The 13,038-nt window shown below is 70.2% G+C and carries 11 protein-coding genes; all 11 read right to left on the reverse strand.

The window, feature by feature from the left end; genetic code table 11:
- Positions 1–53 precede the first annotated feature (53 nt).
- On the reverse strand, positions 54–1,223 hold the full coding sequence (locus tag AC07YH_RS15215; protein ID WP_494747813.1) for an alpha-hydroxy-acid oxidizing protein: 1,170 nt from the start codon (positions 1,221–1,223) through the stop codon (positions 54–56).
- Between the two features lie 69 nt (positions 1,224–1,292).
- Positions 1,293–2,975 (reverse strand): hypothetical protein, encoded by a 1,683-nt coding sequence (locus tag AC07YH_RS15220; RefSeq protein ID WP_494747814.1) that lies wholly within the window; start codon positions 2,973–2,975, stop codon positions 1,293–1,295.
- Positions 2,972–5,086, reverse strand: coding sequence for a DUF4175 family protein (locus AC07YH_RS15225; RefSeq protein ID WP_494747815.1), 2,115 nt, complete (start codon positions 5,084–5,086; stop codon positions 2,972–2,974). The genes AC07YH_RS15220 and AC07YH_RS15225 overlap by 4 nt, the downstream gene beginning before the upstream one ends.
- On the reverse strand, positions 5,083–6,219 hold the full coding sequence (locus AC07YH_RS15230; protein ID WP_494747816.1) for a BatA domain-containing protein: 1,137 nt from the start codon (positions 6,217–6,219) through the stop codon (positions 5,083–5,085). The genes AC07YH_RS15225 and AC07YH_RS15230 overlap by 4 nt, the downstream gene beginning before the upstream one ends.
- The gene (locus AC07YH_RS15235; protein ID WP_494747817.1) at positions 6,216–7,103 is read right to left on the reverse strand and encodes a DUF58 domain-containing protein; all 888 of its coding nucleotides are present in this window, start codon (positions 7,101–7,103) and stop codon (positions 6,216–6,218) included. The genes AC07YH_RS15230 and AC07YH_RS15235 overlap by 4 nt, the downstream gene beginning before the upstream one ends.
- A gap of 8 nt (positions 7,104–7,111) precedes the next feature.
- A complete protein-coding gene (locus AC07YH_RS15240) occupies positions 7,112–8,113 on the reverse strand; it encodes an AAA family ATPase (RefSeq protein ID WP_494747818.1) in 1,002 nt (333 codons plus the stop codon).
- A 28-nt stretch (positions 8,114–8,141) separates the two neighbouring features.
- Positions 8,142–8,861: a DUF4159 domain-containing protein gene (locus AC07YH_RS15245; RefSeq protein ID WP_494747819.1), complete on the reverse strand. Its 720-nt coding sequence runs from the start codon at positions 8,859–8,861 to the stop codon at positions 8,142–8,144.
- An 8-nt stretch (positions 8,862–8,869) separates the two neighbouring features.
- Positions 8,870–10,201 (reverse strand): TldD/PmbA family protein, encoded by a 1,332-nt coding sequence (locus AC07YH_RS15250; protein ID WP_494747820.1) that lies wholly within the window; start codon positions 10,199–10,201, stop codon positions 8,870–8,872.
- 22 nt (positions 10,202–10,223) lie between these two features.
- Entirely contained in the window at positions 10,224–11,855 is a 1,632-nt protein-coding gene (locus AC07YH_RS15255) for a TldD/PmbA family protein (protein WP_494747821.1), read from the reverse strand.
- Positions 11,856–11,990: 135 nt separating this feature from the next.
- Positions 11,991–12,803 (reverse strand): helix-turn-helix domain-containing protein, encoded by an 813-nt coding sequence (locus AC07YH_RS15260; RefSeq protein WP_494747884.1) that lies wholly within the window; start codon positions 12,801–12,803, stop codon positions 11,991–11,993.
- Positions 12,740–12,919: a cupin domain-containing protein gene (locus AC07YH_RS15265; protein WP_494747822.1), complete on the reverse strand. Its 180-nt coding sequence runs from the start codon at positions 12,917–12,919 to the stop codon at positions 12,740–12,742. Before AC07YH_RS15265 ends, AC07YH_RS15260 begins: the two co-directional genes overlap by 64 nt.
- Positions 12,920–13,038 lie beyond the last annotated feature (119 nt).

A 13,038-nucleotide genomic window follows, 5' to 3' on the forward strand; every position in this document is an offset into this window, starting at 1 on the left:
CCGTATCTCACCGCGTTACTCCCGAGCCTGGCCAATGCCGAAAAGGCCTGAGGCTATGCCTGAAGCCGCACAGCGCCAGCCTCGCGCAGGGCCTTGATCGTCGGGAAGCCATCGACGGCCATCAGCAGGTCCGCCTCGGCCAGGATCGAGCGCAGCACGTGGACCGCGCCCTCGGTCCCGCCCAGGGCCAAGCCGTAGGAATAGGGCCGCCCGACGCCGACCGCCGTCGCGCCGATCGCCAGGGCCTTGGCGACGTCACTGCCCGAGCGGATGCCGGAGTCGAACATCACCGGCGTGTCGCCCGCCGCCTCGACCACGGCGGGCAGCATGTCGATGGTCGCGATGCCGCCATTGGCCTGCCGGCCGCCGTGGTTGGAGCAATAGATCCCATCGACGCCCTCGTCCTTGGCGCGGCGAACATCGTCGGGGTGGCAGATGCCCTTTAGCACGATCGGCAGCTTGGTCAGAGATCGCAGCCACGGCAGGTCGGTCCAGGTCAGCACCTTCCCGAAGGTCCCGGCCCAGGTCATGATCGCCGTCTGGAGGTCCGACGCCGGATCCTTGCCGCCGATCATGGCGCGGAAGCGCGGGTCGGAGAAATAGTTGGCCAGCACCGCGCCGCGCAGCTGCGGGAAGTTGCTGTCGTTGAGGTCGCGGGGCCGCCAGCCCGTGACCCAGGTGTCCAGGGTGACGACGATGGCCTTGTAGCCGGCCGCCTCGGCGCGGCTGACAAGACTGGCGGCCAGCTCGGGATCCTTGGGCGTGTAGAGCTGGAACATCCCCGGCGTGTCGCCCATGGCGGCGGCCACGTCCTCCAGCGGATCGTTGGTCAGGGTCGAGACCACCATCGGCACGCCTGTCGCCGCGGCGGCGCGGGCGGCGGCCAGATCGCCGTGGCCGTCCTGGGTGCAAAGGCCCGTCACCCCGATCGGGGCCATGAACAAGGGGCTCGCCAGCTTCATGCCGAAGAGATCGATCGAGAGGTCGCGCGTCGAGCAATCGACCATCATCCGCGGGATCAGGCCCCAGTGCTTGAAGGCCGAGGCGTTGCTGTCCTGGGTGTGTTCGTCGCCGCAGCCGCCCTGGACGTATTTCAGGGTCGAGGGCGGCATGGCCGCCTGGGCCCGCGCCTGCAGGGTGGCGAAGTCGACGGGGTATTTCGGGACCACGCCTTGCAGGCCCCGGAAATAGATCTCGTTCTGATAGTCGCCGTAGTGCGGCATGGTTCGCTCCTGGGGGCGCTCGACGGTCTTGGGCGTCGATGCGCGAGCGCCGATTTGACGCGATGGCCGCTAGTCCTTCAAGGGCGATCGGCGTTCCAGCCACCAGAGCAGGCCCAGCACGGCCAGGAGGGCGGCGGCCCAGGGCCAGGACGACCCCGGCGTGGTGTGGCTGGCGCGCGCGCCACGCGTGACACTGGTCGCCACCGCGTCGAGCGTCGCCTGTCGGTTGGCGGCCTGAGCCAGCGACGGCGCGGCGTCGGTGGGATGGACATAGAAGGCCGCGCCGCCCGCGACCTGATGCCAGCCGACCTGGCGTGGCCAGTAGGCCGCGCAGGCGGCGGGGCCGGTGGCAGGGTCCACGAGCGGACGGCTCTCTACGCCGTCGGGATCGATGACGCGGATCGGCCCCGCGAGGCCGCACAGCGCTGCGCGCTGGCCGGCGCGGGCGATGCCGTCTAGGCGCGCGCCGAGGCCTTCGCTGGGACGGGCCAGGGCCGAGAACAGTTCGCTCCACATCTCGCCGTAGCGGTCGGCGTGGCCGGCCAAGGCCAGGCCATAGCTGTCGGCGACGATCCAGAGGCCGACACGGCCTTGGCCGCGAGGACGCCAGGCGGCCAGCGGCGCGCCGGTCTTGTCCCGGATCATCGGCACGCCCTCACGGCCGGCCTGAGCCAGGTCGTAGCGGGTCAGTTCGAGGTCGCCGCTCGTACGGAAGGTCTGGACCTCGCCATTGCCGGTGGTCGGCATGCCAAGGCTCGTCCAGTCGCGGCGCGTGGCGGCCGAAAGCGGGCCGGTGGGGCGAAGGAGCAGGCCGAGGCCGTCCTGCGCCGCCGCAGCCACGGTGGCGCGGGCGCCGGGCGACAGGGTTTCCCAGCGGCGGTCGTCGACGACCACGAGATCGATCTCGGCCAGGCTGGCGCGGGTGATCGGCGTCGGCGGATCGCCCAGAATCACGCCGCCGCCGACGTCGATGTCGAGGCTCAGGTCGATGCCGGCGTCCTGGGCCCAGCGGCGCAGGTACTTGGTCTCCGCGCTGGGCGCGCCGGCCAGGACCAGCACGCGCGGCTGGCGCTGGGCGCGGGTCTCGACCGGGATTTCGATATGCTCCGAAACGTCCTTCAGACGCAGGTCGAACAGCGCCAGGCCGGGCGCGCGGGCGGCGGCCGAGAGCTGGAAGCGGCCGTTGGCGGGCACGGTCGCCTGATCGACCACGGTACCGGCCGGATCGAGCAGCTCGACGGTTCCGGCGCTCCCGACCTGCCCGGCGATGGTGAGGCGCGCGCCGGGGGCGACGGGTTTGGGCAGGCTCAACTCGATCAGGCCGCGCGGGGCGCGCGAGGGGGCGAACTCGGCGGGGCGATCGAGCGCGATCCGGTCACGCGGCGTCAGGCCATCGCCCTCGATCCGGATGCGGCCGAGCTCGGGATAAAGGCGCAGAGCCGAGCCGAGGTCGGGTACGCGCACCGCGCCCGGCAGCGGGCCGGCCTCGGGCAGGGCGACCGGCACGTCGCCGGACGCGTGCAGCGACGGCCTGGCCCCGTGCGTGGCGATCACCAGGCGACCGGGGGCCGTGCCGACCGGCGGCGGGAAGAGCGTCAGATAGAGCAGCGCGCCACCGACGACATTCAGGGCGATCAGCGCCGGTAGCCGCCAGGCTGGGCCCTTACGCCGGCCCAGCGCCAGTCGCACGATCCCGCCGCCGACGGCCAGCGCGATCAGCAGCGCGGTCCAGAGTTCGAAGCCGCCGATCATCGCAGGGCGTCCAGATAGCGTCGGCCACGTGAATCGGCCGGGTCACGGCGGCCCACGGCGGCTGGCGGGCGCTCCAGGGCGGTCCACAGCAGGGCGCGCAGCTTGCGGCGGCAGTCCTGGCACTGGGGCTCGTTGCGAACCGTGTCGATGGCTGCCGACAGGGCCAGCGGATCGGTCAGGCGCTTGGCGTTGGCGTTCACCCAACGCGTCAGGGCGTCGAGCTGGATCGGCGCGTTCGGACGCTCGCCCAGCGCGCGCCAGACCTCGACCGCCGGGGTGTCGGCGGCATCGCGGGTGGTCGGTGCGAGGCGGCCGGGCGCGATGCCCTCGCGCTTGCCGGTCAGGCGGCGCGACAGGTCGACCGGCGGCAGTTTCGGCGGCGTGCGGGCCAGGAAGATGCGGCCGGCCTGCTGCGCGGTCTTCAGGAGGTTCAGCGCCTTGTAGGCGTGAGGCAGGGCGTCCTTGGGCTTGCCCTGCCGCAGGGCGCGCTCGCTGTCCCACATGGCGTCCAGCGCCTGGGCCAGGGTCGAGCGCGTGCCAGGGTCGAACAGGGTGGCGGCGTCGCCGGTGTCGTGGGCGTGGCCGAACTCCGCGACGACCGACTTCATGTCGTTGAGATCGACCGCGCCGTGGCCATGGTCGTCATCGTCGTGGTGCTCGGGCGCGGGCTTGGCGGGGGCGGGCGTTCCGTCATCGATCGGCAAGGCGGGGCCGTCGCTGGTCGGCAGGTCAAGGTGGGGTTCGCCCTCGGCCTTCTCGCCCATGAACTGGCCATAGCGCAGGCGCAGCTGAGCCTGGTCGGCGCCCAGGCCGTTGGAGCGGTCCAGGAAGGCGTCCGGCGAGATCTTGCCGCGCTGGGCGATCAGGGCTTCGGCGTCGATGATGATCTGCCGCTGGCTGCGGAAATAGACGGGCATCACCTGCTTGGCCATGCCGTCCAGGCCGTCGGCCAGACCCATGGCGGCGGGCCAGCGCAGGATGATGTTGGGGCCCTCAACTGTCTGGCGTGCGGGGCTGCGATTGTCGCTGACGATCAGCTGAACGATCATGTCTCCGCCTTGGGCCAAGCCTTCGCGAGCGAGGTCCAGCGGGGCGGTGAAGCGCTTGAGGCGCACGGGACCTTGGCCACTCAGGGGCTGGGTCCGTACGGTGGTGGTGATGTTCTCGCCTTCGCCCTTGGTGACGGTGATCCTCAGCTGGGCGACGGTCTCGACGCCGTAGTCGTCGCGGACCTCGAACACCGGCGTCCAGCGGGTTTGGCCGGGCGTGATCAGGGTCAGGGCGCTGTCGGGCGTCACGACGCGGACGACCGGCGGGGCGTCGGGGATCATCTCCAGGCGATGCAGGCGCTGACGGGCCAGCCCCGCGCCCTCGATGCGATAGAGCGCCGAGCGTTCGAACACCCGCTCGCCCAGCCAGCGGCCGCCGTCACGGCGCAGCGACAGCGGGGCCTCGCCGGGGAAGCTCAGGCCGGCGGTGTCGGGTTGCGGCCGGAAGCTGACGATCCACTCGACGCGGGAGCCCTCCGGAGCGCGGACGTCGAGGCCGCTCTGCTCGAACGGGCGCTGGCCGGTATAGGCCGGCGGGGTGATCCGCAGCTTGGCGCCGGTGAGCCTGGGCGCGCCGGGCGGCGATGCCGTTTCGGCCTTCTCGGGGCCGAGCACCGTGCCATACGCGGTCGGCCAGAACAGGGCGGCGAGGATCACGACCGCGCTGGCGCCGGCGGTCCAGGGTATCCAGCGACGCGACCAGTCGGGGCGCAGATCGATGGCGGCGGCCTCGGCGAGACGGGCTTCCAAGCGGGCGCGTTGCAGGGCGGCCAGGCCGTCCGCGGCGGGATGGAACAGAAGATCGCTGCTGTCCTCAAGGCCCGGCGCGTGAGCGTCGAGCGCGGCGGTCAGCCAGGCTTGATCGAAGCGCCGGGTTCGCCGAAGCGCGATCCAGCTCAGCACGCTCGCGCCGATAACGAGCACGCCGATCGCGCCCGGGACCTGGAACCAGCGCAAGCCCAGAGCGGCGAGCGCCAGGATGACCGGAAGCCCCACGGCCAGCGTGTCGAGCACTGTGCGCTGGCGAGCCGCGCGCAAGTGGTGGGCGAGGGCGGCGATCATGGGCGGTCGCGCCGCGTCGCGAGCCAGCGCTCGGCGACGAAGATCAGGGCGATCAGCAGCGCCAGCCAAGGGCGCAGGCTGACGGGATGAGGATTGTAGGGGCCGGGCGTGGCGCGGACGCTGGGCGCATAGTCGGCCGCCGCGACCAGGCTCGGCGCGGGCGGCGGCGCGAGTAGCGTCCAGAGCTGCTGTGGGAAGTCGGGCTCGACGAGGACCGGCATGGCGCTGGGTTCGAGGGCGCGGGTCAGGCGCAGCACGCGACCTTTGCCGAAACGGCCCGCCGTGGCCAGCGGCGCGCCTTCGGTGTCGCGCCAGACGATGGGCTGGGCGCCTTCGACGGGCGAGGGGGCGTCCTGGGCCAGCAGGGCGACGCCGCCGGCTTCGATCCAGTCGAGCACCGGCGCGGGCATCGGGGCGCTGGAGAGCCAAACCAGATAGCGCGCGGCTTTGGGCACGGGGTTGTCGGCGGGCGCGGCGTCAAAAGCAGCGGGCTTGCCGGAGTCGGCGAAAGCGGTGGCTGCCGCGCGGAAGTACCGGGCAGCGGCTTCACGGGCGGGGGCGTAGCGCACGGTCAGTGGCGGCGGCGCCGGCGTTGGGGTCAGTGTGGGACGCTGCGACGGCGCGCCGATCCGCCAGTCGACTTTGCGCGACAGATAGAGCCGTTCGGCGTCGCCGCTCAGCGCGGGCGGCGCGACGATGGTGATCGCCGTCTTGCCGGGCGTCTCGGCATCGAGCTGGCGGATCAGGCTGGCGAAGTCGCCCGACTTGGGCGCTGGCCTGTCGAGGCTCGGGAAGCCAGGTGCGAGCCACACGCGGCGCTCGCCATGGTCCGGAACGCTCTTGGCGTCGACCGCTGGAGAGACCGCCACGGCCGGGCGACCGTCGCCCGTCGGTCGTAGCACCGGCTCAGCGAGCGCCAGCACGACCGCGACGACCAGAGCGATCCGTACCGCCAGCAGCACGCGCTCGTCCAGCCGCAGCCGTTGGACCGGCTTGGGATTAGGGTTCAGCCAGCGCAGGGCGGCGAAGTCGATGACTTGCGTCTCGGTGCGCCGGGCGATGTGGATCACCAGCGGGACCAGGACCGCCAGCAAGGCGCCGAGCGCGGCGGGGGCGAGCAGGCCAGGGGTCATCCGCGCGCCATCGGTCGCGACAGGTCCTGGATCGGCTGGTCTGGATCACGGTCGCTGAAGTGCTCGACGAAGCGCACGCCGCGCGCCTCCAGTCGAGCGCGCAGGGCGGCGCGGGCGGCGGCGAACTTGGCCAGGAAGTCGGCGCGCAAGGATCGGCCGTCACCCGCGAGTTGACTGTCGCCCTCGGGGTCGCGGAACAGCAGGCTGCGGTCGAACGGGAAGTCCCGTTCGTCGCCGGTCAGTAGCTGCACGAAAGAGACGTCGCGGCCGGAGGCGGCCAGCCGCTCGGCGGCGGCGACGCAGGTCTCGTCGAAGCCGTCGGTGACAAAGAGGACGAGATCGCCCGGCGCGATCCGCTCGCCCAACACCTTCAGGTCGCGCGTCCACTGCGGGACGCCGCCGGGCTTCAGCGGGCTGAGCTCCAGGCGGATGCGGTCGCGGTGGCGGCTGTCGCTGGAGGGCGGCAGGACGATCGCGCCCTCGGCCCGCGCGACGACGACGCCGAAGCGGTCGCCCTGACGCAAGGCGACCTCGATGACCGCGGCGGTCAGTCGGCGGGCGGCGTCGAAGCGCGTCCAATTCGGCTTGCCGAGATCGGCCTGGCCCATCGAGGCGCTGGCGTCCAGCACGACCCAGATCGCCACCGGGCTGTCGCGCTCGGCGTCGCGGACGAAGAAGCGGTCCGAGCGCGAATAGAGCTTCCAGTCGATGCGGCGCAGGTCGTCGCCGCGCTCGTAGGCGCGGTATTGGGCGAACTCCATCGCCCCGCCGCGATTGCGGCTGGAATGGGCGCCGTCGCCAGCCAGCACCGCGGCCGCGCGCGGCGTCAGCGACAGACGTCGCAGACGGCTACGCAGGTCCGGGGGCAGGTCGAACGGCGACATGACTGGGCTTAGTCGCGGGCGGGCGCGGGCAGGGCGGCCAGCAGGGCGGCGACCACGTCGTCGGTCGTCTTGCGCTCGGCCTCGGCGGCGAAGGACAGCAGAACGCGGTGGCGGAGGACCGGCGCGGCCAGCGCTTTGACGTCCTCGCGGGTGGCGGCCAGGCGGCCGTGCAGCAGCGCGCGGGCCTTGGCGGCCAACACCAGGGCCTGGCCGGCGCGGGGACCGGCGCCCCAGCGGACGTATTCTTGGACGGCGGCGGGCGCGTCCGGACCTGGGCGGGTGGCGCGGACCAGAGACGTGATCCAGGTCAGCAGGCCGTCGCTGATGTGCGCCTGGCGGACCCACTTCTGCAGCTCGATGATGTCGGCGCCCGTCATCACCGCTGCTGGCGCGGAGACGCCGCTGCCGGTGGTCAGGGCCAGGATGGCGCGCTCTTCCTCGGCGGTCGGGTAGCCCACACGGATGTTCAGCAGGAAGCGGTCCAGCTGGGCCTCGGGCAAGGGATAGGTGCCGGCCTGTTCCAGCGGGTTCTGGGTGGCCAGGACGAAGAACGGCTCCGACAGCGGGTGGGTGACGCCGGCATAGCTGACCTGGTGTTCCTGCATGGCCTCCAGCAGGGCCGCCTGGGTCTTGGGCGGCGTACGGTTCATCTCGTCGGCCAGCAGCAGGTTGGTGAACACCGGACCCTGCTGGAAGCGGAAATGGCGATGGCCGGTGCCGTGGTCTTCCTCCAGCACCTCGGTGCCCAGGATGTCGCTGGGCATCAGGTCCGGGGTGAACTGCACGCGGCGGAAGTCCAGCGACAGGGCTTGGCCCAGGGTGCGGACCAGCAGGGTCTTGCCCAGGCCGGGCACGCCCTCGATCAGGCAGTGGCCGCCGGCCAAGAGGCCGATCAGCAGCTGCTCGACGACCTCGTCCTGGCCGACGATGGCCTGGCCGATCGCCGCGCGCAGATGGCCCAGGCGCTCGAGCTTGGCCGCGATGTCGGCTTCGGTGGGGGTGACGCTCATCGGAACTCCGGACAGGTCGTAAGGCGGATCAGGCGGTGAGGGCGTAGAGGACGATGTTGACCGCGAACTTGGTGTTGTCCTCGGCCAGGAAGCGCTTGTTGCGCCAGTCGTAATCCCACTCGCAGCCGTAATCCTTGTTGCTGTAGAGCACCCCGAGGCGCCCGTTGATCTCGATGCCCTTGAGGTAGTCATGCACGAGATCGTCGCCCCAGCCGTTCAGCTCGAAGCTGGTAGCGGGCGGGCCGTCGAACTTGAAGAAGCTGCGATAGATGGCGTGGTCCTTGGGCAGCTTCTTCAGGGCGTCGCCGCCGAACAGCTTGGCCATCTGGCGTTCGAACGACTTGGCGAACAGGCCGTCGATGTCGTGGTTGCAGTCGTCGACCAGCACGAAGCCGCCGTTGCGGACATAGCGCTGGAAGTTGGCGGCCTCGGCGGGGCTGAATTCGACCAGCTTGTGGCCGGCGATGTAGCAGAATGGCGCGGTCAGCATGGCCGGGTCGGCGAGGCGCACGACGCGCTCCTCGGTGTCCACGCGCAGGTTGGTGTAGTCGACCAGCGAAGTCAGGATGTTGGACGGCATCCGCTGGTCGACGTCCCAGTCGCCGGAGTCGTAGCGCAGCCGCGTGAACCAGAAATCATACGTCGGCGCGGCCTTGGCGGCGGATGGAAGGCTGGTCAGCCAGCTCCCCATCGCGCCGCCCGCCAACAGACGCAAGCACTCGGTACGCGTTACGCTCTTACTCGGCATGTCGAACGTCAGACGGCGTCCGACAGCGAGGTGAAGGTGAAGTCCCGCAGGCGCATGGCCGGGATCATCATCTGCATGCGACGGTCTTCGCTGACCCGGACCGGGCGGCCCAACTCATCGATGTTGTTCAGCATGATCACCGGCGACTCGTTGAAGCGGAAGTTCTTGATCGGGTGCTTCAGTTGGCCGTTCTCGATGTAGAACGTGCCGTCGCGGGTCAGGCCGGTCAGCAGCACGGTTTGCGGATCGACCATGCGGATGTACCAGGTGCGGGTCACCAGGATGCCGCGCTCGGTCTCGCGCACCATGTCGGCGGTCGATTTCGTGCCGCCCGACATGACGATGTTGCCCGGACGGCCGGTGACCTTCTTGCCCGACTTCTGGGCCCAGTAGGGGCTGTAGAGCAGGTTGGCGATCTTGCCGTTCTCGACCAGCGGCATGCGCTCGCGCGGACGGCCCTGTTCGTCCCACGGATAGACCGGCAGTTCCTTGTCCCACGGGTCGGCCATGAAGGTGACGCGGGGATCGAAGACCTGTTCGCCCAGCTTGTTGCCGCCGCCCTTCTTGGACAGGAAGCTGCGACCTTCGTCGGCCTGGCGAGCGTCGAAGAAGTTGAACATGAACGAGATCAGGCCCGAGGCCGCGTTCGGCTCCAGGATGACCGTGTACTTGCCCGGCTCCAGCGCCTGGGCCTCGGCCGAGGCGCTGGCCTTGCGCATGGCGATCTCGATGTCGCTGGACGCCTTGAAGGCGGCCGAGTCCTGCAGATTGCGGGCGACCCAGCCCGAACCCTTGCCGTCGGCGGTCCGCACCGTGCAGGTGTAGTCCATCGACGTGGCGCGCTGATAGCCGAATGCGCCCTTGCTGTTGGCGAAGGCCACGAAGCTCTGCTGGTCCTGCAGGAAGCCGGCCGCGACCAGCTTCTGGGCGCGGCAGGGCTCGATCGAGGCGCGGGCGATCTCGGCCCGTTGGTCCGGCGTGATGGCGGCGGTCGCGGCGCTGAAGGTGTCGCTGGGCTTGTAGGTCGCGCCCTCGACGGCCGGGACGAACTCGGGGTTTTCCGGCGCCAGCTTGGCCAGCTCCTCGGCGCGCTTGACCACGCGAGCCAGGGCGGCGTCCGAGAACTCGTTGATCGTCGCGGTGCCGACCCGGCGCCCGAAGGCGACGGTGACGGCCAGGTCGGTGTCGCTGACGACGCCGCTGGTCGAGACGTTGTTCAGGGCGAAGCGGATATTGCCCTCGATCGAACCGGTCAGCTGCGCGGTGCACTCGTCGGCCGTCGACAGCTTGATGACTTTCGCGAGGATCGTCTTGGCCTCGGCTTCGGTCATGATGCTCATTGGATAATCTTCCCCGAACCGATCAACCGAGCGAACGCGCGGTGTTGATGACATTGATGCCGTTGAACCGCGTCGTCGACGAGCCGTGGCTCACGGCCGAGACCTGGCTGGGCTGGCCCTTGCCGTCGAAGAACGAGCCGAACAGGCGGTAGTCGCGCTCGTCGCAGATCGCCGAGCAGGCGTTCCAGAACTCCGGCGTGCGCATCTGGTAGGCGACGTCTTCCAGCGGCTGGGTGATCTTGCCGTTCTTGATCTCGTAGAACAGCGTGCCGCCGAACTGAGCGTTGTAGCGCTGCTGGTCGATCGAGAACGAGCCACGGCCCAGGATGTAGATGCCGTCCTCGACGCCCGCGATCATCTCGTTGAGGCTGAGCGGCTTCTTGCCCGGCTGCAGCGAGACGTTGGGCATGCGCTGGAACTGCACGGTCGACCAGCTGTCGGCGTACGAGCAGCCGTCGCTCTCGGTCTTGCCCAGGATGTGGGCCTGGTCGCGGGTGGCCTGGTAGTCGACCAGCTTGCCGTCCTGGATCAGCGGCCACTGCTTGGTCTTGATGCCTTCGTCGTCGAAGCCCACGGCGCCCAGGCTGCCCGGCTGCAGCTTGTCGGCCATGATGTTGACCATCTCGCTGCCGTACTGGAAGTGCGCCTGGCGCTTGTCCAGGGTGGCGAAGCTGGTGCCGGCGTAGTTGGCCTCGTAGCCCAGCACGCGGTCGAGTTCGAGCGGGTGACCCACCGACTCGTGGATGGTCAGGCCCAGGTGGTTGGGGTCCAAGACGAGGTCATAGCGGCCCGGCTTCACCGACTTGGCGGTCAGCTTCTCGCGCGCCTGGACGGCGGCGGCCTGGGCGTCCTCGACCATGTCGTAGGAATGGCCGTAGCTGATGATGCCGTTGGGCGAGAGGGTCTTATCCTTGGCCTGCGGGTCCAGGTACTCGTAGCCCATGCCCATCGGGGCCGAGAGGCCATCGCGCGAGCGGAACTTGCCGGTGGCCTTGTCGACGGCGGTGACCGTGAACGGCGACCAGATGCGGTGGACGTCCTGGTCGATGTACGAGCCGTCGGTGCTGGCGAAGTACTTCTGCTCGTTGATCAGGAACAGGCTGGAATTGACGAAGTTGGCGCCGGCCTTCAGGGCCGCGCCGTTGACGCGCATCAGCAGGTCGACCTTCTCCTGCAGCGAGACTTCCATGCCGTTGCGGCGCAGGGGCGTGGCCCACTTCACCTCGCCGACGCCCTTGGTCGGGGCCAGTTGCACGGGGGCGGTCTGGTTCTTGGCGTTGGCCTTGGCGATGGCGACCGCCAGACGGGCGGTGTCGGCGACGGCCTCGGCCGAGAAGCTGTTGGTGGCCGCGAAGCCCCAGGCGCCGCCGGCGATGACGCGCACGCCAACGCCGCTGGATTCGGTGTTGGTCACGCCCTGGACGTTGGCTTCGCGCGTCTGAATGAACTGGCGCAGATAGCGGCCGACGCGGACGTCGCAATAGCTGGCCCCGGCGGCCGTGGCGGCGGTCATGGCCGCGTCGGCCAGGCGCTTCTTGACGGCCACGTCGAGGGTCTCGACCAGCTGTTCAGCCGCGATGGCGCGGCCGAAGCCGGGCAGCAGCACGCCGCCGGCGCCGATCCCGCAGGCGGCAAGGAACTGACGTCTATCCAAGGTTTCTCTCCCCAACGGCCCAACAACACAGGCGCTCGCGGTGATCCCCCTCCCATCGGGAATCTTGCGCGACCGAAGTTCTGTAGCGCCCCGTCGCCGAGGTCAAATCTTTCTCGTATATCGTAGTCGATATGATCAGATTGCGCGCATCGGCGACTGGGCGCGACGCATCGCCCCCGGCCGGATCCCGAAGCGGCGATGGATCGCCCGGCTGAAAGCGCTTTCCGATTGGTAGCCTAGGTCGGCGGCGATGAGGGCGATAGGCTGGGCGCCGCGTTCCAGGCGCTGGCGCCCAAGGTTCAGGCGCAACTCGGCCAGGAAGCCTAGCGGCGACTGCCTGGCCGTGTCGCGGAAACGGCGGACCAGCGTGGCGCGAGAGGTCGCCGACAGGTCGGCCAGGGCATCCAGGCTCCAGTCGGTGGCGGGATCGCGCAGCATGGCCAGGGTGGCGGGCGCCGTGGCGCGCTGGGCCAACAGGGCGAGCAGCCCCTCGGCGGGCGGATCGGCCTCGAGGTGCGCGCGCAGGAACATCACGAAGAGGGCGCTGGCCAGGTCGGTGGCGATGGCCAGCGCGCCGGCTCGCGCCTGATCGATCTCGTCATGCATGGCCGCGACCAGACCGACGAACCGGGCTTGCGCGGCGTCCTGGCCGGCGCGCAGCACGATGACGTCGGGCAAGGCCGAGACTGGCAGCTGCGCGGCCGAGGCCTCGAAGTGCAGCAGGCCGCAGATCAGCTCGGTGTCGGGGGCGGCGTCGCCGGTCTCCTTGATCCGGATGGCGTTGTGGTAGCGGGTCGAGATCGGGCGCGTCGCCTGGTCGGCGGTGATCCGCGGGCGCAGGACGTGGGCGTCACCGTGCGGCAGTAGCAGGATGTCGCCGGCGCTCAGCAGCAGGTTTCGCGACCGGGCCGTTCGATCACCGCCTGGCCCTTGGCGACGATGTGGAATTGCGCGGCGGGCGTGGCCTCGTGCGTCACGCGCCAATCGCCGCCGAACCGGCAGTAGTCCTCCAGCTCGGGCCGGACTCGCAGCAGCGAGGCGAGGTCGCTCAAGGCGTCGGTCATCGACGAGGTCTCCGCCTGAATGATCCGCTCGGTCATAAGGACGCGCCGCGCGGGCATCAACCCGGGAGCCGGCCGAGCTTAGCTTTCAGTCACAGCAAGAGGAGCCCCACATGGCCATG

Source organism: Caulobacter sp. GW456-12-1-14-TSB4, from assembly GCF_059424195.1.